Source organism: uncultured Gemella sp. (assembly GCF_963525165.1).
In the GTDB taxonomy this organism is placed as follows: domain Bacteria; phylum Bacillota; class Bacilli; order Staphylococcales; family Gemellaceae; genus Gemella.
Window position 1 is genome coordinate 1 of record NZ_CAURJN010000035.1, and the last position, 18,954, is coordinate 18,954.

Here is an 18,954-nt window from a genome sequence, read left to right on the forward strand (position 1 = left end):
TTGGTGTCAATACATCATTTGTTACAGTTGTTGTACCATTATTACTTGATGTATCGGTTCTAAACCCACTCTCATCTTTTCCAGGAATGGCTTTCCCATTTCTAGGATCTTGGTTTTTGTTTACTTTCTCTTCTGTAGATTTATCAGCTTCTTTAGCAGTTGCTTTTTTCATACTTTCTAATACGAATGCTTTATTTTTTAAAGCAACTGTTTCTCTATCAACTTCACCTTGAGTAGCTACTTCACTTCCCTCTAGTGCCTGTGCTTTAGCTAATTCTGCTTTAGAATCCTCTATTACTGATGCTGTTTTTTCTGTTACTCTAGCATTAGCAATCGCCTCTTGAACACGTGCAATAGCTGCGCTTAAATTAGTTTTATTAGCTTTTGCTGGTGTAGTAGTAGAAACTTCTTCTTTATTTGCTGTTACATTATTATTAACAGTCTCTGTATTAGTTGTGGTTGCAGGAGCATCATTACTTGCTAATGCACTTCCTCCACCTAAAAATGCAAATCCAGCAGCAATTAAAACCGATGCTGTACCAGCATTAAACTTCTTAATACCATAGTAATTTATTTTCTCTTGTTCTTTTTGAACAATCATCTTCTTATTATTCTTACTAAACATCTTTTCCCCTCCTAATCATTAATATAATTAAAATTTATTTCTGAAAAATAGTAAAAAATTTATTTTTTTCAGTTTTTTTTTTTTTTCAAAAAAATTATTTTATAAAAATAATCCAATACTAATTTTAAGCTTTTATTCAACTTTTGTCAAGTTTTCGAAATAAATTTTAAGTCTATTTTAATTAACTATAAAAAAGCTATCTATAAAAATAATATTATGCAAATTAGTAATAAAAAATAAAACAATAGCTATATCAGTAATTGATCCCAACAATTTATAATTTAGGTGAACAGTACTGACTTAGCTATTGTTCTATTAACTATCTTAAAATTTTTTCTTCTAAATAATCACAATATTTCATTTCTAGATTTTGAACGTATAAATTTGGTGCTTTATTTTTTATTTTTCTAGCTTCAACTATTAAACCTAAAGCTTTCTCATCATCTAAGTTCACACCATATTCATATGTTGCTAAAATATTCTTCGTTTGTGGATTTTTTTGTTTAAGTCGAACTTTTAAACTCTTATCATTCATAAGTTCTTCTAGTAGCTCATCTTCTGGATTCACTAAACTTATTAATTTTACTAACAATGCCATAAGTTCAACTTTATAAACTGGTAACAAATTATCTCTTTCTACATATAATTTTCTTGATTCATTATATAAAGCATCAAACTCAAAGAAATATTCTAGTCCATCTAACTTAATAAATTCTAGTGAATCAGTTAAATAATTAGTATTAGTTATTTCCATTGAATTTATTTTCTCCACTACTTCTGGTCTTTCTATTAATAAATTTTTACCAATACTTTGATAATATATGTATTCTAATTGTAAGTATAGAACAAATCTAGTAGTTTCATCTTTACTAGTGTGATAAAAAGTCATACCATCATTGAATCCCATCGGAATCAAGTTTAGAAAAGCTAAAGCAAATCCTATTAAAGCAAATAATAATGTATAATAACTTGGTAGGATTAGCCAAAAAGCAATAGAAAATACAATATTAAATATAACTCCACCTAAAAGATATAATTTATACTTAAACTTCCCTTCAACATATTCAGATGCTCTCATCAGACATTGACCACCTGTTCCTGCTATTTTTTCATATCTGAAATTTAACTTTCCATTTTCATCTTTTATAATTTTAAAATCAAATACTCTAAAGCTTATAAATTTGTATCCTGATAGTAATCCAAAAACTAAATGCCCCGCTTCATGAATTATGACTTGTAAGATGAATACTACTACTCCTGCTATTAATAACAATATTATATTTGGCGTATCCACTTTCGAAAGTGAATCTCCTGCTATCTTACCTATAGAATACCCTACTACAGCACCGACTGCCATAATTCCAATTAATTGTAAAATACCTTGAATAATCTTATTTTTCACAAACAATCCTCCTATTCCCCTTTTTCATGAATATAATTCATCATTTCATCAAGTTCCTCACTCTTTTCAACTACTAATATAAACATCCATTCACCCATAGCTGTAGCAAAGACTCTCGGTACACTCTCGATAAGTCTAATATTTCTATTATACTTATCTTTGATACTTTCTAGACTGTGTTTATAGCTATATTTATCTCTTCGTGAAAGAGCAATTCCGAAGAAATTATTATTTACTTTTTCTATATTTTCACCTAGTACTACCTTAGAATACATATCGTATAAATCACACTCGTAAGTATGATTGTATAAGTCTATTGTATATCCTCCTGCCACACGATTATTATATTCTAATGCAATATAATCTCCATTAGGTAGCTTAAAAAATTCAATATGGAAGAATCTTTCCTTCATTCCAAACTCTTTAACAATCTTTCTACCATATTTTTGCAGTTTAGGATCAATTTTCTTTTCTATGATATTAGCATAATCTAGACCACCGTTAAGTAAATCTAAAGTAGGTTTTGTATAATAAAAACTTGTTTCAAATACAATTTCCCCATTAGAATCAATCAGTCCATCATAGGTGCAAAGAATACCATTATCTACATAACTTTCAATGAAGTACACAATCTCTTGATTCCACTGTTTTTTAAATTCTTCAACATCTGTATTTGATAATAACTTATATGTATTACTCGCCCCCACACCATTATCAGGTTTAGCAATAACAGGTAATTTAATATTCTTAATAGCAGCGTTTAATTCACTTATATTCGAAACAGCAACACCTTCTGCAACTGGTACTTTAGAATTTTTGAACTTTTCTTTCATTCTAGATTTATATTTTGTGAAATCAAGTTCTGCTGGCTGAACACCTTTAATATTAAATTCTTTTCTAATAGTCGCATCTAGCATTAACCAATGTTCATTATTCGATTCAACTCTATCTATAATTCCGTGCTTATAAATTAGGTATGCTACTCCTCTAAGAACATCTTCATAATTTTCTAAATCATCTACTTTATAATATTCACTTAAAGAACTTTTTAAAGAATCCGATAAATTATCATAACTTTCACTACCTATACCTAATACTTTTACACCTTTTTCTACTAATTTTTTGGCAAAAAATTCTTGCATTACTGGAAAATTTGGTGATACTAATAAATAATTCATAATAATTCCCTCTTTCCTAATTTTATTTACTAGTTTAACATAAAAATAAGTAATTTTCTATTTAAAACATAAAAAAATACGAATCCACTCCGAAATGTTCGGAAAAAGATTCGTATTTTATATTATTCTTTTACATTGACTGTTAAATTTTGCAGATATGTTTTAAATGATGAATTAACTTCCTCACTTAAACCTTTAGTAGCATTTAAATCAACTACTATTTCCACTTTTTCATTATATGTTTGTGTCATAATTATATTACTTAAGACACAAATATTCGATACTAGACCACAAAATTCGACTTCTTTATAATCACTACGTGAAATGAACTTAGCTAAGTCTATACTTCCAAATGAAGTTTTATTAAATACCTTTTTAGCATATTTTTCATAACTTGCAACTTTTCCATATAACTTATGCCCTTCACTATCAATTATGCAGTGTTCAACTGGTAAATGTTTACCTTCTCTTGTAGTTAAATAATTTGTATAATGAGTATCTTTTGTGAATATCACGTCTTGTCCAGCTTTTATATATTCATCAATTTTATTAGCAATGACCTGATCAAGTTGATCCGCAGTTTCAAAACCTAATGCTCCGTCTACGAAGTCTTTTTGATAGTCAACAACTACTAATAATTTTTCAGTTGTATCATGTTTTAGCGTTACTCTTAAGTATGCTAAAAACGCAACAAAAGCTAAAAATGCTAAACAATAAAAGATTACTTCCGATTTAAACTTCGGATGGGCTTTAGGGTCTAAAACTACAAACTTCACCAATACTGCCGCTTCTACTAAAAGTAATACAACAATATATTTAATATTCTTTTTAAAGTAAGTAGAAAAGTCTTTCGCACCTAATTTTTTATATATTAGATAAACAAATAATACTGTAATTCCTAATATAAATATCATCGTACCGTACCTATGCATTAAGTGGAATACATGATGTGCACTAGGTCCAAGAACATAACCTAGAGTAATAAATACTATTACCCAAAATACACCACCTAATGTAGAATATATATGGAATCGTTTTGCATCTATACGTGAAATACCTGAAAAGTATCCTAAAATATGTCTAACTCCCGGTAAAAAATAGGCTATAACTATAACTATATTTCCAAATTTGTTGAAAAATTCTGCCGCTTTCGTCATTCTATATGGAGTTAATCCTATATATATACCATACTTATCTATAGCCTTTGTTCCTAATCTTCTACCTACTTCGTAAGAAAATTGCATCCCGATTACTGTTCCTAGGGCACTTGCTATTATCATCCCAACGTAGTTACCATGACCATTATATGCCATAATTCCAGCAACAACCATCATAGTTTCACCTGGTAATGGTAGAGCCGCAAATTCCAAGATTAGCGAAACAAATAATATAATATAAACGTGTTCAGCTAATAGTTTAAATAACATTTCCATATATAAACTATTCTCCTTTTTTATTTATTTTCTAGTAAATTATACCATATTTCTCAACTAGTTAAAAGCTAAATAGTTAAAATTTATTTGATATAGATAATATTGTAAATTATCTTATCATACAAAACTAATAATTAGTTAAAAATTATACCTTACTCTATCTTACTTAATAGATTTTTTTTAAAACAATTTTCTTCTATTTTTGTAACACCAAAATTTTTCTTCCCTGCATCCTTAATAGATGCTCCTATGTGATAAACTTCGTTACTATCTAAAATTAAAAATCTATCATGAAAATCTTTATTTGTTTTTACAGTTAAATTTGTATACTGCTCGTTAAATTTTTCAATATCTTTTGTCGTCAAATTTCCTTTACCTGCAGTATATATTTTAACTTTTACGTTGCTGTTTTTTTTACACAAAATATTTAAAGTATAAATATCTATATAATTATCAATCAATATAATCTCTCTATTAGCTTTTTGAATTATACTCACAAGAAAACTAAATGCATCATATATTTGACCATTAAAAAATATTTTTTGTTTTACTTCTTTATTTCCAGCAATATAAGTAAATACTTCTTCTAATTTTTTGTCAGTTTCCAATTGCTTCAATTCTACTCTATCTAATCTTGAATACAATTCTTGACTAAACATCAAAAAATTTCTCATTTCTACAAAGCTATTAATTATTTTAATACTCATTTCAATAGCAATATCACTTTTTAATACAGCTGAAAGCATAGCAATTCCCTGTTCTGTAAACACATATGGCATATATCTTCTCCCACCATGTGTATTTGAACTTGAGGTAACAGATTGTGACCTCAAGTTATTAAATTCTTTTTCTGTAAGTTGAAAACGAAAAAACTCAGGAAATCTTTTGATATTCCTTTTTACCGCCTGATTAAATACTTTAGTTTCCACTTGATACAAAGAAGCCAAGTCACTATCAAGCATAACCTGCTTTCCCCTAATATTATAAATCATATTTTTTATTTCTATACTATCTGAGATAATAATATCCGTATTTTTTTCATACAAACCTCCTATAATTAAACTTAAAGAACTATTTCATTGTATTTGAGCACATTCCCTATTAATACCTTTTAGCAAATCGAAAAAAACGCTAAAAACTAGAGTCTAATATTCATTAAAACTCTAGTTTTTAGTACTATTTTCTTTCTTCAATAACTCTTACTAAGTCTTTAATTTCAACTATGCTTTCAGCATCTTCATCAGAAAATTCAAATCCATATTTTTCTTCGATATCCATTACTACATCAGCAATATCAATAGAATCTGCATCTAGATCTTCATTTAATTTAGAATCTAATGTAATTTTATCCGCATCTATTTTAATATACTTTGTAATAATTTCTTTTACTTCTTCAAAAATCGCCATTATTTTTGTTCTCCTTTTTCCATTGTTTCTATCATTATATCATAAAGTTTTGTTTTGTGTATTTGTTTTGCTTGTTGAACAGCATAATATAATGCATTTTCATCAGCTGAGCCATGTACTTTTATACTTGGTTTTTTTATACCTAATAAGAAAGCTCCACCATATTCACTATAATCGAATTTTTTCTTGAATGCTTTAATTCCTTTTCTCACTAATAGTGCTGAAATTTTAGTTCTAAAATTTTTCAAGAAAATCCCCTTAATCATAGCTCCTAAAGAACTCGCTACACCTTCTATTGATTTCAACAGGATATTCCCCGCAAATCCATCAGCTATAACTACATCAAATCTATGTTCTAAAATATTTCTAGCTTCGATATTACCTTTAAAATTAGCTACCTCTTCTTTAATCATTTTATGAGCTTCTTTATAAACTTTATTACCTTTAGTTTCCTCAACACCAACATTTAATAAAGCAACTGAAGGCTCATCTATTTTATAAATATACTTCATGTATAACTGCCCAAGTTTAGCATAGTTTACTAAATCATCAGCTTTAGCTTCTACATTAGCACCTAGATCCGTTAATAAGAATTTATGCTCAGAACTTGTCGGTAATAATGATGCTAATCCTGGTTTTGATATACCTTCAATACGACCTAACATAAACAGTGAGCTAGCCATAAAGGCACCTGTACTACCACCCGAAATTGCAACATCAATGATATCATTATTTAAATCAGATAGCATTCTAATCATAGAAGCATCTTTTTTCTTTCTATGAACACGTGCTGCATCATCTGACATTAGCACTTCTTCTGTACAAACATTTTTAACAATATTTTTAGTCTTAGTTATTTTGTCTAAGTTCTCTTCTAAACTATAAACATAGAATTCTACTTCATTATCATCGTAACTATTTACAAAATTTATGATTCTATCAGGTTCGTCTACACCTAAAATATCTATACCTATTTTCATAATATTATGCGCTTTCTTCTCCTATTAATTTAGCCTCTACTACAAAACGACTTTCCCATTCACCTGTTTGCGGATTAAAGTTATCACAAGTGAATAATTTTAAGATTTTTGGTTCGTTTTCATGTTGTTCTAAAATTTCTACTTGAGTTGGTACTACATCGTACAATTTACTTACTTCATATGTACGCAATTTGTCTTTTGAAATAATCTGTATTTTAGCACCAGTTTTAATCTTCGTTAAATTGTTAAATCTTATTCCTACACCTTGAACACTATGCCCAGCAATTACTACGTTTTGAGCATCTAAATGCGAAGGTTCTTGTGAAGTTGCTACTCCATTAATTAAATTAATCTCAGTAACATTTTCAAAGATAGGTTCTTCTATCTGTACACTATCAATTTTTAAAATTCCTAACATTGAATCTGTTAATTTAATCTTTGATTCGTTGTCTGTAAACATTTTTTGCCACCATGGTATATCTACTTCATCTTTACCATTTTTATAAGCTGTAATTATTTTGTCATTAGCATTCCCTGTTAAAAATTCTCTAATTTGATTTTTGAATATTAACACAACAGATGTACATAATAATACCACTATCAGCACATTAAGAAATGCATTTTTTAGTTTCTTATTCATTATATCCTCCTAAATTATCGTTTCTTCTAATCCGACATATTGTAATAAACGTTCTTTATTATCAGTAACTTCTATAATTTTTACTGCTAATCTTTTAGCCAAGTACATTAAATCTACATCGTTTATTAAATCTGCTACTTTAAAACTCGGTACACCACTTTGTTTTGTACCAAAGAAATCTCCTGGTCCACGTTGTTTCAAGTCAAACTCTGCAATTTTAAAACCATCGTTTTCCAAACACATAATGTCTATTCGTTCACTTTTTGAATCTGTAACTAATATACAATATGATTGAAATTCACTTCTTCCAACTCTTCCTCGAAGCTGATGTAATGTAGCAAGTCCAAATCGATGTGCGTCTACTATAATCATAAATGTTGCATTCGGAACATTCACCCCAACTTCGATTACTGTTGTTGAAATAAGTATATGTATTTCTTTATTTAGAAATTTTTCTACAATAGCATCTTTTTCTTTATTACTCATTTTACCATGTAATATTGCAATTTTGTAGTCTTTTGGTAAATAATTTTTAATATTTTCGTAAGTTTCTTCTACATTTTGAAGATCCATTTTCTCTGATTCTTCAATTAATGGACAGACTACATAACCTTGTCTACCATTATCTAACTCCATACGAATATTATCTAAAACTTTGTAGAAACTTTTATTATTAGCCTTATAAGTTTGAACTTTTTTTCTACCTGCAGGCAATTCATCAATTGTCGACACCTTAATATCAGTTATTAATGTAATCGCCAAACTTCGTGGTATTGGGGTTGCAGTCATCATTAATGAATTAACCGCCTCCCCTTTATTACTTAATAATTGTCGTTGTTTTACTCCGAAACGATGTTGTTCATCAGTAATTACATATTTTAAATTTTTGAATTTCACATCTTCTTGAATTAAAGAATGTGTTCCAATTAATAATTCTATCTCACCAACTTCAAGTAAACTTAAAATTGTGTTTCTTTCTTTCTTTGGTGTGCTACTCGTTAAAAGTGCAACTGAAATATTCAAATCCTTAAAAAATTCAAAAAAAGTTTCAAAATGTTGATTCGCAAGTATTTCTGTCGGTGCCATTATCGCCGTTTGATACCCAGCTTTTATAACTGAATATAACGTAGCAGCAGCTACAGCTGTTTTACCACTACCTACATCACCTTGTAACAATCTATCCATCTTATAAGGTTCATTCAAATCTTTTACTATCTCTTCGATAACTCTACTTTGTGCTCCCGTTAATTTAAATGGTAGACTATTTTTAAATTCTTCTACATAAAAATTATCTATGCCTATGTTATACCTTTCATCCTCTATTCTACTATTAATATTTTGAAGTTGCAGTTTTAATTGGTAGTTAAATAATTCATGAAATGCAAACATTTTTCTAGCTTTGTCAAATTCTTCAGGATTTTTTGGATAATGTAGGGTAAAAAGAATTTTTTCCAACTTCCAAATTCCCTTGAAATTTTCAGGCACTAAATCGAGTATTACGTTTTCTCCATCTATCATCTTAAATGATTCTTCTACAAGTTTTATAAATTTTTTCTGAGTAATTCCTTGCTTTAGATGATAAAAAACTTCTATTGTATCTCCTTTCGGATTTTCCTCGACACTATTAAAGCTTATACTAGAGGCGGTAATAGTGTTATTTGTAGCATTATATGTTCCCTTAACTACTACATCTCTACCCTCTATTAAGTTTTTCTTTAAATAATGTTGATTAAAAAACACGATTTTAATACTTCCAGATGAAGTCGAAAGTGTAAAGAAAGATCTGCTCCTCCTATTACCATAAAATTGTGTACTTACTCTTGTCTCGATTCTCCCAGTTGTAATTACTTTTTCATTATCCTTTACAGATGAAGAAAAATCAGTGGAACTAGATACTCTATAGGGAATATTATACAAAACGTCACGAATAGTATATATCTCTAATTCGTTTAAAGTTTGTAAATATTTCTTCCCTACGCCTTTTATAGTTCCTACTGATTTCTCTAAAATATTAATCATTACCGAATAATAAACTCCTATATTTTTCTCCAGTTTTAGTAATTGCTAAACCGCCTTTGGCTGTTTCTTTTAATGTTGTAGACATCTCTAATCCTATTTTATACATTGCTTCTAACACTTCATCAGCAGGAATTCTACTTTTTATTCCTGCCAATGCTAAATCCGCTGCCATAAGAGCTATTGAAGCACCTGCTGCATTTCTCTTAACACAAGGGACTTCTACTAATCCTGCAACTGGGTCACATACCAAGCCTAACATATTTTTTAGGGCTATAGCAAAGGCATGGGCGCTCATCTCTGCATCTCCTCCCATTGCCTCTACTATAGCTGCTGCCGCCATTGCACTAGCAGATCCAATTTCAGCTTGACATCCACCTTCCGCTCCTGAACATGAGGCATTATTAGCTACTACAAAACCAAAAGCTCCAGCTGTAAATAACATTTTCAACTGTGTTTCTTCGTCTATATTGAATTTTTCTTTTAATGCGTGAATACATCCAGGAAGCACCCCCGCTGATCCTGCCGTAGGTGTTGCACAAATTAGCCCTAGTGAAGCATTTACCTCATTAGTAGCTATTGCTGCCGCTACACCGTTTAAAAAATCACCACCTGTAATAGATTTTCCACTGTTAATATACTCTTGCAATTTCTTAGCATCTCCTCCAGTAAGTCCAGTTTTCGAACTTACACCTGCTAATCCTTCATCAACAGCTTGCATCATTACATTTAAATTTCTTTTCATTAATTTTTCAACCGCAGAACGTGTTACACCATTTAACTCTATCTCTTGTTCAATCATTAACTCAGAAACTGGTTTATTTTCTAATTTTGATTTTTCAACTATTTCTGCTAAACTAGTAAACATTTTTGTACCCTCTACAATCTATCTGCAAATTTTACTTCATTAATATACTCTAGTTCAGTTAATTTCTGCATATTTTCTTCATTTAATTCTTCTAGTGATTCGACAACTAATAAGTTAATTCCTTCTAAGATAGAACTAGAATATTTTTCATTAACTTTTTTGTCTCCGAAAATTTCTTCGATTTTTACTAAAAGATCTTTTTTATTATTGTCATTGAATTTATAAAATATGAAATAACAAGGAAAATCTCCTGAAAGATTTACATCAAATCCAAGGAGTTCAAAAATAACCATTTTTCCTCCACCTATTGATTTTCCAATAAGATCTAAATTATGTCTTCCCGCTTCAACTTCTATTTTTGCTGTATTAGGGTGGACATGTTCAATTTCACTTTCTACAAATTCAAATTCCATACCTGCTAATTTAGCATCTTCCATACTAGTTCTAATACGTTTATCTGAAGTATTATATCCCAATAATCCTCCTATCAACGCGATGTCAGTTCCATGGCCTTTATATGTTTCTTTAAAAGAGCCGTATAATGTTATTTTTACATTTTCAGGCTGTCTTCCAAAAATATATCTTGTAAAAAGACCAATACGAACTGCACCTGCCGTATGTGAACTAGATGGTCCTACCATTACCGGACCTATAATATCAAATACACTTCTGTATTTCATATTTACACCTCCAATATTGTTGGTAAAATAACAGGTTTTCTTCCTATTTCACTTTCTAAAAATTGTCCAAGTGATTCTAAAATTTGTTGTCTTACTTGGTAAACACCGCAATCATCACTTTCTAGAACTGATAATACCGCGTCTTTAATGACTCCTTTAGCTTGCCCAAATAATTCCATCGATTCATTAACATTTACGAATCCTCGGCTTATCACATCTGGATTATTCATTAGTTTTTTATTTTTAAAGTCAATTGCGATTGAAACTACAATAACACCTTCTTCAGAAAGCTCTTTTCTATCTTTAATCACAACACTACCAATATCACCAATTCCAAGACCGTCTACATAAACGTCAGAAGCTTCGAACTTTCCGGCAATTCTAGCACTATCACTTGTTAAAGCTAATACTTCACCGTTTTCCATGATAAATGAATTTTCTAAAGGAATATCACATTCAGCCGCAGTTTGAGCATGAATAACCTGCATTCTATACTCACCATGAATTGGCATAAAATATTTCGGCTTAATAAGTCTGAACATTAGTTTTTGTTCTTCCTTAGAACCATGTCCTGATGTATGAACATTATTAACACTTGATGTAATAACATTGGCACCCAATTTTGATAATAAATCTATGTTTTTATTTATTGAAAGTGTATTTCCTGGAATTGCAGAACTCGCAAAAATTACCGTATCAGTTGGCATAATCGTAATTTTTTTGTGTGTACCATTAGCTATTCTACTTAAGGCTGCAAGTTCCTCACCTTGAGTCCCTGTACATAGTATTAATAATTTATTAGGATCTACCTGGTTAAGATATTTACTATTAACAAAAGTTTCTTTAGGGGCTTTTATATACCCTAACTCCGTACCTATTTTTATAGCTTTTTCCATAGAGCGACCGAATACTACAATTTTCCTACCGTGCTCTATACAAGCTTCAACAACTTGTTTAACACGATATACGTTAGAAGCGAAAGTAGCGAATATAACTCTATGTTTTTCTTTACGAAGTATATTAGAAATGGTTTTTCCTACTTCTTTTTCACTTTGAGTAAATTCCGTTCTCTCTGAGTTAGTTGAGTCAGAAAGTAAGCATAACACACCTTCTTCTCCTATTGCTGCCATTTTATGTAAGTTTGATCCTTGTCCTACTGGTGTAAAGTCAAATTTAAAGTCTCCTGTATGAACAATATTTCCTTGAGGAGTATTAACAATAACACCAAATGAGTCTGGAATAGAGTGAGAAGTATTATGAAATGAAACCTTTAAGTATTTAAAACTCAACACTGTATCTTCATCAATAACATTTAACTCAGCTTTTGCTAATAAATTATGCTCCTCTAATTTTGATCTTATAAGACCAATCGCTAGTGGTCCTCCATAAATTGGAAGATTTACCTTTCTAAGTAGAAATGGTAAACCACCAATGTGATCTTCGTGACCATGAGTAATTATCAATGCTTTAATTTTATCAACATTTTTTTCAATATATGAATAGTCTGGAATTACATAGTCTATCCCAAGGATATTATCTCCAGGGAATTTAACTCCAGCATCGATAATAATAATCTCATCACGATACTGAACCGCATAGGTGTTTTTTCCGATTTCGCCTAGACCACCAATAGCCGCAACACCTACTTCATTTTTTTTGATGATCTTATCCATTAACTTTCTCCACTTTAAAGTCTTCAGATTGTTTTTCAAATTCTAAGTATGCTTCGCTTAGTTCTTGAACTAGTTCTACATTGTAATTTCTATCATCTAAATACTTTCTTACTGCTGGTACTCCATCAGCCTCTACATATAACACTTGAGTGTTTTCTCTTACTGGAATTTCCTTTGAATTTTCTTGGTAAAATACTTTAAATACTGCCATTAGTAATCTCCTATCATTTGTTTTAATATATTTAATGTATAATCTATTTCATTTTTTGTTGTATTAATATTTATAAATGAAAATTGTATAATGTTTCTTTCTTGTAAATATGAGCTCTTATAGTGGATAAAAATATTATTAATTGCTAATGAAGCTCCTACATTAAGAGAACATATAGTTTTTGGAAGTTCTACTGTAATTATTACAGGAGATACTTCTTTATCTTTAAATTTCATAATTGGAAGGTTTAATTCTTTTAATCCTTCTTTCATATATGAGTATTTTTCTTGTACCTTTTCATATCTTTCATCTGTTTTAAAGGCATCTAAAGCTGTATTTAGCGCCTCCATTAAAATTGATGGTTGCGTAAATGGTATTGAAGTCATTTTATTAGCATAGTGTAAATCTAAGTATAATGGTGTATTTTCTAAAGGAACTAATTCACAATTAGATCCAACTATCGCTAATCCAGCAACAGAACAAAATGCTTTTCCTGATGAACAAGCTACATAGTCAACATCTTTATAACTATATTTTACTGCTCCTACTGCTGATACAGCATCAACTGCAAGAACTACGTTATTTCCTTTAACAATTCGAGTTATTTCATCCAAATCGTTTAAGATTCCCACACTTGTTTCATTATGTACTAAATAAACAAAATCGTAGTTACCAGACTTAAGCTTTTCAGATAAAATATCTAAATCAAAACTTTCTCCAAATTCTACAGAATAACTTTCAATATTAAGTCCATGTCGTTTTGTTTCTTTAACTAATCTACTACCAAATTCACCATTTGTAAGAATTAAACCATTTATAAGATTTCTACCTTTCAATTGCGCCATAATAGCTTCATTAGCTAATGTCGCTGAACCGTGAAGAATCGTTGCTTGTTTAACGTCAAGTATTCTTTCCAATTTTGATAATGTATCTTTTGTTAGACTAACAAATTCACTACTTCTATGTGAGTAAAGTTGTTTAGATAACTTCGCAAGAACATCTTCAGATAAATCTACTGGCCCAGGTAAAAAGTTTACCCTTTGAGCTTGTGACATTCTTTCTAAAACTTTATTACCTGAATCTAATTTTAGGTACATTGGCATATATTCTGCATCTTTTGTACCTACATTTTCATGAAATTTCACAAATCCTAAGTGATTGTATAGTTTTTCTTGTCTTGTAGTTCCCGATATAAACACTATGTCATACGCATTTTGAATTATATAATTAAAAGTTCTTTGAAGTAACTCTGTAAAGACTTTAGTTTTTCTATATTGTTCCTTAATCGAAAGTAATCTGATTTCTACAGGCTTTTTGTAATTTCCTTTGTAGTACTTATCAATATCATTTAATTTTAAATCTAGCGAAAAAGGTCTTTGATCTGATAATGCAATCATTCCTACTACATCATGTTTCTTTTTCGCTATAATATATATATTTTTATCATGAAATTTATCTTTTAGTTTTTTAGTTTCATTCTTTTCATGTTGAGGAATTTCTTCAACGAACGTTTCATAATTCAACTTGAATATTTGATCGTATTCTTCCTCTGTATTTGCTATTTTATATATCATAATTTTTCCCCATAACTTTATTTGGTTAAATTTTCTCTACACTATATCTTACCATAATTACAACTTTTTTTCAAATTAACATGGTTGAAAACTTAGGTAAATAAGAAATTTATGGGAGTGACTCAAAAATCGTGATTTTGAAGAAATGATATGTAACCCTTTCACTGGTTTGTCCAGTAAAAGGGGTACATATAAAAATCAATTTTGTTGAGTCACCTCCGCACAGTTTATTAGATTTCAAAAAAGCTTTTATAAAGCGATTTTTGAAATCAATAAACCACTGTGTCTATGAGTTATCATATACACTTTTTTAAAATTTAGGACTTTTGAATCATCCCCTTTTATCCGTTTTCAAAAAAAATTAAGAAGACTCAAAACGATTGAGTCTTCTTTAAAATCCTTATATAATATCAATACTATTAAAGAATACGTTGGTTTTTCAACGCTGTAACGAAGTCTGTTAATTCATAAATTGCTTTTGCTTCAATGATTTTTTTAAGTTTAGCAGCTTTGAATCCTTTAGATTTTTTACCACCCATAACATCAGCAATACCGTCTTTGTGTCCTAATGAACATACAACACCACGATTAATGTATTTGAAGTCTCCAACTTGTTTTCCACTAATTCTAGCTCCTACATAAGCACCCATTTGGTTTGCGATTTGAGCAGTTGTTGGATATGGTCTTTCTTGTCCTGTTTCGATGAACGCAGCACAGTCTCCTACGATATAAACATCATCAAGTCCTGGTACTGTTAATTGTTGAGTAGTTACAAGACGTCCACGTTTAGAAAGCTCTGGAAAAGCTTCATCCATAAGTTTGTTACCACGAACTCCAGCAGTCCATACCAATGTAGATGCAAATAATTCTTTTCTCTCACCATCAATTTCAATAGTAAAGCTATCTTTAGTTGCACCTTTTATACCAGCACCTAAGATAATTTCAATTCCGTTATCTTCTAAATATTTTTTAGCATAGTCACTGTATTCTTTAGTAAACATTGGTAATAAAGTTGGACAAGCATCTAATCCATAAATTTTTACTAGTTTTTCATCAATTCCGTATTTAGAACATAATTCTTTTTTACGGTGAACTAGCTCACCTAAGAATTCCATACCTGCTAATCCAGTACCACCAACGATTACAGAGATATCTTTAACATCTTTTTCTTCACTAGTAGCATATTTTCTGAAGTTATTTTCTAATGTAGCAGCAATTTTTTCTGCAGCATTAACATCAGCGATTGGCATAGCATTCTCAGCCATTCCTTCAATTCCAAATGTTTCTGGTTGGAATCCTAACCCTACTACTAAAACATCATAGTCAAGTTCATGTTTTTTAGTTAATACTAATTTTTTCTCAGTATCAATTTTAATAACTTCATCTTGAATGAACTCAACACCTGGAGATACTACATCTTTAATATCGATACAAATATCTTTTGCTGAAATATTTCCTGCTGAAACCTCATGTAAGTTTACAGTATCGTAGTGGTAAGAGTTTTTATTTACTAATGTAACTTTTACCTCTCCAGCTTTAGCAGCTTTTTTTAATCCTTTTAATGTTGTTAGTCCTGCATATCCAGCACCTAAAATAACTACGTTTTTCATAGCTTAAAATTCTCCTTTTAATGTTATTGTATAATTTTATCCACAGCAGCAGCCATTTCCACAGCATCCACCGTCTTCATCACCATAAATTTCAATCATATTTGGATTGTGTAATGTAAACTCACTTCCAAATTCATCTTGAACATAGTCTATTTCAAGACCTTTTAATAAAAGTTCATCCTCTTCATTAACAAGAACTTTTAATTCTCCGAAGCTAAGTACTTTATCTCCAGCTTCTAATTCATCCTTAATATCAATTGCATAGTGCATTTGAGTACCTTCTAAAGCAATAGAAATTTTTAAAAAACTATCACGCTTATCAGCATCAAATAACATTTCTTGGAACTTACCAACTGCTACATCTGTTATTAAGATTAATTGGTTATCTGTATTAGCCATAAAATGTTTCCCTCTTTATTTTTATTTTCTAATTACTATTATAACTTTTTTTAAAACAAATTAATAGTATCTTGCTTACTTTTTATAAAATTATTTGTGAAAATTTTATGAATAATTTAAATTAATTTAAATATACAAAACTTTATACTAGCAAAAAGTATAAGTTAGTATTATATTTACTATATTCTAACTTTTAAATAATCATCTAATTATATCTTAATTGTTACATTTGTAGACGTTTAAATTTTAAGTTTTGAAAACGTTCAATCGAGTGAACTTATTAAATATTAATTATACAATATTTATTTTTTATATTTATATTATATATATACATAATCTCTTCTTTTAATAAAACTATATTTTATTTTAATACTAATATGTAAACCTGAGATTATTATCAAATAAAAGTCTGTTTAAAACTTTAAATAACCTTATTAGAAATAATAGCTTTATTGACTTTTTCAATTCAGAACAGTATAATACTATATAGAGAGGTGTTGGTATGTTGAATAAAGAGCATTATGAAACTGTAGATAAAATAAAATTTGAATTAGAAAAAATACGCCCCAAACTTATTGAGGATGGTGGTAATATAGAATTTATAAACTATAAAGATGGTATCCTTAAGGTTAGATTTTTAGGAGAATGTGCACACTGTGAACTTTCACACATTACCCTTAAATATGCCATCGAGAAAAAGATTAAAGAAAAAATTCCAGAAGTAGAAAAAGTATTAGAAGTAAAGATGAGCATTGTTTAAATGCTCATCTTTCTATATTTTCAAAACAAAAAAGAGTAGAAACGAATCTACTCTTTTTTATGACGTCCCAGAAGGGATTCGAACCCCTGACCGACGGCTTAGAAGGCCGTTGCTCTATCCTGCTGAGCTACTGAGACATATTAAATACTACCTCTCTGAAGTACTTTAATAGTATATCAATTTTTTCATATTATGTCAATACTTTTTTTAAAAGATAAATATAATATTTTTTCCTTTGTTAATTCCCAAAGTAAATTCCAGTTCAAATAAATAACTACAGTTTAACCTAACGTTATATTTCTTATAATTACATAATTAAAGATAAAAGTAATAAATTATCTCTTAATTTTATCTAAATTATTCAAAGTTAACTATTTATATCTATTTCATTTTCAACACAATAGAATCAAATGATTAATCTGATAAGACTTTATAATTAAATCTAGTTTTTATTCTGGTAACAATCTCCTTTTCTATTTTTATCAACACATTTTGATTTTAATACAATACTATGACGGTTATGAACCCCTTTCACTAGTTTTATACAGCAAAAGGGGTTCATACCATTTTCTACAAACCTAATCTATTTGAGAACCATTATCCGTTATTAATTTTTTCTCTATATTTTCTTATAACAGCTAATAAGCCTCCAAATACCGCTAATCCTAAACCTGTTAATCCTGAATTAGATTCAGTTGTTCCTGTATTTGCTAAACGATTAGAAATTTTTTCTACTTTAGTTGTTGATACCTTATTACTACTTTCATCAATATTCGACAACATTGAAGATTGCAGTATGTTATAATTACTTTCTACATTATTATTTCCAATTTTTGATGTAACTTTTTTAAAGATATGTATCACAACTCCTTCTTCATCTACAGATTTTGTCTCAATAAATTTATATCCTGGAATTTCACCATGAGCCAATGCTTCATTTTCTACACCTATTTCAAAAGGTATTTTCACATCATTTGGTTTTAATATATTACCATTTTCATCTTGCCATTTAGTAACGATAAGCTCAGGAAGTTCTAACATAGTAGGTGCAGTTGCCTCTACAGAATTAATTCTTTCTATACCTTCATTTTTTTCAGATTCAATATCATAATTATTTGTTACTGCTTTTATTTTTAGTATAGCTAATATAGCTAATTTTCTAACTTTTTCTTTAAGAAAATCTTTCTCTTTAACTGTGAATTCATTACTTAACTCTATAGATTTCACCTTAGCTTCTAAAGCTTTGTTCACCTCAGTAATAGCATCTGATTTTACGTCTTTTACCGGTGTAGTTGTCTTGCCTGGTAATGCAACACTTGCTGCTGTACTTGCGTCACTGTTTCCGTGTTTTGCAGTTGCGCTGACTTGTGTTCCTGCACTTGCTGCATTGTGTGCTACTGTGATTACTCCGCTTGTTGGATCTACACTTACTCCGTCTTTAGATGGTGATAGACTCCATGTTGAGCCAGTTTTCGTTGCGACTACTGTTGAGTTTCCT

18 protein-coding genes and 1 tRNA gene are annotated in these 18,954 nt (G+C 29.6%); 1 reads left to right on the top strand and 18 read right to left on the bottom strand.

The window, feature by feature from the left end; genetic code table 11:
• From RWQ74_RS07120 to RWQ74_RS07195, 16 genes are all read right to left on the bottom strand, one after another.
• A partial coding sequence (locus tag RWQ74_RS07120) for a YSIRK-type signal peptide-containing protein (RefSeq protein WP_314397590.1) occupies positions 1–625 on the bottom strand: 625 nt, incomplete at its 3' end.
• Positions 626–944: 319 nt separating this feature from the next.
• Entirely contained in the window at positions 945–2,027 is a 1,083-nt protein-coding gene (locus RWQ74_RS07125) for a hypothetical protein (protein WP_314397591.1), read from the bottom strand.
• An 11-nt stretch (positions 2,028–2,038) separates the two neighbouring features.
• Complete coding sequence (locus RWQ74_RS07130; RefSeq protein ID WP_314397592.1) at positions 2,039–3,205, bottom strand: carbamoyl phosphate synthase large subunit; 1,167 nt, start codon at positions 3,203–3,205, stop codon at positions 2,039–2,041.
• 122 nt (positions 3,206–3,327) lie between these two features.
• A complete protein-coding gene (locus tag RWQ74_RS07135; RefSeq protein WP_314397593.1) occupies positions 3,328–4,638 on the bottom strand; it encodes an isochorismatase family protein in 1,311 nt (436 codons plus the stop codon).
• Between the two features lie 152 nt (positions 4,639–4,790).
• A complete protein-coding gene (locus RWQ74_RS07140) occupies positions 4,791–5,684 on the bottom strand; it encodes an ORF6N domain-containing protein (RefSeq protein WP_314397594.1) in 894 nt (297 codons plus the stop codon).
• 130 nt (positions 5,685–5,814) lie between these two features.
• On the bottom strand, positions 5,815–6,045 hold the full coding sequence (locus tag RWQ74_RS07145) for an acyl carrier protein (protein WP_314086150.1): 231 nt from the start codon (positions 6,043–6,045) through the stop codon (positions 5,815–5,817).
• Positions 6,045–7,025, bottom strand: coding sequence for a phosphate acyltransferase PlsX (gene plsX / locus RWQ74_RS07150; protein ID WP_314086148.1), 981 nt, complete (start codon positions 7,023–7,025; stop codon positions 6,045–6,047). The genes RWQ74_RS07145 and plsX overlap by 1 nt, the downstream gene beginning before the upstream one ends.
• Positions 7,026–7,029: 4 nt before the next feature.
• Positions 7,030–7,665: a class A sortase gene (locus RWQ74_RS07155; RefSeq protein WP_314086145.1), complete on the bottom strand. Its 636-nt coding sequence runs from the start codon at positions 7,663–7,665 to the stop codon at positions 7,030–7,032.
• Positions 7,666–7,674: 9 nt separating this feature from the next.
• Positions 7,675–9,684 (bottom strand): ATP-dependent DNA helicase RecG, encoded by a 2,010-nt coding sequence (gene recG / locus RWQ74_RS07160; protein WP_314086143.1) that lies wholly within the window; start codon positions 9,682–9,684, stop codon positions 7,675–7,677.
• Complete coding sequence (gene sdaAA, locus RWQ74_RS07165) at positions 9,677–10,549, bottom strand: L-serine ammonia-lyase, iron-sulfur-dependent, subunit alpha (RefSeq protein WP_314086141.1); 873 nt, start codon at positions 10,547–10,549, stop codon at positions 9,677–9,679. Before sdaAA ends, recG begins: the two co-directional genes overlap by 8 nt.
• Positions 10,550–10,560: 11 nt before the next feature.
• Positions 10,561–11,229, bottom strand: coding sequence for an L-serine ammonia-lyase, iron-sulfur-dependent subunit beta (gene sdaAB / locus RWQ74_RS07170; RefSeq protein ID WP_314086139.1), 669 nt, complete (start codon positions 11,227–11,229; stop codon positions 10,561–10,563).
• A gap of 2 nt (positions 11,230–11,231) precedes the next feature.
• Entirely contained in the window at positions 11,232–12,902 is a 1,671-nt protein-coding gene (gene rnjA, locus RWQ74_RS07175; RefSeq protein ID WP_314086137.1) for a ribonuclease J1, read from the bottom strand.
• The gene (locus tag RWQ74_RS07180) at positions 12,895–13,113 is read right to left on the bottom strand and encodes a DNA-dependent RNA polymerase subunit epsilon (RefSeq protein WP_003144942.1); all 219 of its coding nucleotides are present in this window, start codon (positions 13,111–13,113) and stop codon (positions 12,895–12,897) included. Before RWQ74_RS07180 ends, rnjA begins: the two co-directional genes overlap by 8 nt.
• Complete coding sequence (locus RWQ74_RS07185) at positions 13,113–14,687, bottom strand: aminotransferase class V-fold PLP-dependent enzyme (protein ID WP_314397596.1); 1,575 nt, start codon at positions 14,685–14,687, stop codon at positions 13,113–13,115. The genes RWQ74_RS07180 and RWQ74_RS07185 overlap by 1 nt, the downstream gene beginning before the upstream one ends.
• Before the next feature lie 419 nt (positions 14,688–15,106).
• Positions 15,107–16,297 (bottom strand): NAD(P)/FAD-dependent oxidoreductase, encoded by a 1,191-nt coding sequence (locus tag RWQ74_RS07190; protein WP_314397597.1) that lies wholly within the window; start codon positions 16,295–16,297, stop codon positions 15,107–15,109.
• Positions 16,298–16,333: 36 nt separating this feature from the next.
• The gene (locus RWQ74_RS07195) at positions 16,334–16,696 is read right to left on the bottom strand and encodes an iron-sulfur cluster assembly accessory protein (protein WP_314397599.1); all 363 of its coding nucleotides are present in this window, start codon (positions 16,694–16,696) and stop codon (positions 16,334–16,336) included.
• A 502-nt stretch (positions 16,697–17,198) separates the two neighbouring features.
• Here RWQ74_RS07195 and RWQ74_RS07200 point away from each other — a divergent pair.
• On the top strand, positions 17,199–17,456 hold the full coding sequence (locus RWQ74_RS07200; protein ID WP_314397600.1) for a NifU family protein: 258 nt from the start codon (positions 17,199–17,201) through the stop codon (positions 17,454–17,456).
• Between the two features lie 63 nt (positions 17,457–17,519).
• Here the strand turns inward: RWQ74_RS07200 and RWQ74_RS07205 are convergent.
• Together RWQ74_RS07205 and RWQ74_RS07210 are read right to left on the bottom strand one after the other, a co-directional pair.
• Positions 17,520–17,593, bottom strand: a tRNA-Arg gene (locus tag RWQ74_RS07205).
• A 460-nt stretch (positions 17,594–18,053) separates the two neighbouring features.
• Positions 18,054–18,954: DUF1542 domain-containing protein (locus RWQ74_RS07210; protein ID WP_314397601.1), on the bottom strand; the 901-nt coding region annotated here is incomplete at its 5' end.

What these genes read in the sequence shown, in the direction of transcription:
- RWQ74_RS07130 (WP_314397592.1), bottom strand. Translation starts at nt 3,205, where the DNA reads ATGAATTATTTATTAGTATCACCAAATTTTCCAGTAATGCAAGAATTT.
- RWQ74_RS07135 (WP_314397593.1), bottom strand. Translation starts at nt 4,638, where the DNA reads ATGGAAATGTTATTTAAACTATTAGCTGAACACGTTTATATTATATTA.
- RWQ74_RS07145 (WP_314086150.1), bottom strand. Translation starts at nt 6,045, where the DNA reads ATGGCGATTTTTGAAGAAGTAAAAGAAATTATTACAAAGTATATTAAA.
- plsX (WP_314086148.1), bottom strand. Translation starts at nt 7,025, where the DNA reads ATGAAAATAGGTATAGATATTTTAGGTGTAGACGAACCTGATAGAATC.
- RWQ74_RS07155 (WP_314086145.1), bottom strand. Translation starts at nt 7,665, where the DNA reads ATGAATAAGAAACTAAAAAATGCATTTCTTAATGTGCTGATAGTGGTA.
- recG (WP_314086143.1), bottom strand. Translation starts at nt 9,684, where the DNA reads ATGATTAATATTTTAGAGAAATCAGTAGGAACTATAAAAGGCGTAGGG.
- sdaAA (WP_314086141.1), bottom strand. Translation starts at nt 10,549, where the DNA reads ATGTTTACTAGTTTAGCAGAAATAGTTGAAAAATCAAAATTAGAAAAT.
- sdaAB (WP_314086139.1), bottom strand. Translation starts at nt 11,229, where the DNA reads ATGAAATACAGAAGTGTATTTGATATTATAGGTCCGGTAATGGTAGGA.
- rnjA (WP_314086137.1), bottom strand. Translation starts at nt 12,902, where the DNA reads ATGGATAAGATCATCAAAAAAAATGAAGTAGGTGTTGCGGCTATTGGT.
- RWQ74_RS07180 (WP_003144942.1), bottom strand. Translation starts at nt 13,113, where the DNA reads ATGGCAGTATTTAAAGTATTTTACCAAGAAAATTCAAAGGAAATTCCA.
- RWQ74_RS07185 (WP_314397596.1), bottom strand. Translation starts at nt 14,687, where the DNA reads ATGATATATAAAATAGCAAATACAGAGGAAGAATACGATCAAATATTC.
- RWQ74_RS07190 (WP_314397597.1), bottom strand. Translation starts at nt 16,297, where the DNA reads ATGAAAAACGTAGTTATTTTAGGTGCTGGATATGCAGGACTAACAACA.
- RWQ74_RS07195 (WP_314397599.1), bottom strand. Translation starts at nt 16,696, where the DNA reads ATGGCTAATACAGATAACCAATTAATCTTAATAACAGATGTAGCAGTT.
- RWQ74_RS07200 (WP_314397600.1), top strand. Translation starts at nt 17,199, where the DNA reads ATGTTGAATAAAGAGCATTATGAAACTGTAGATAAAATAAAATTTGAA.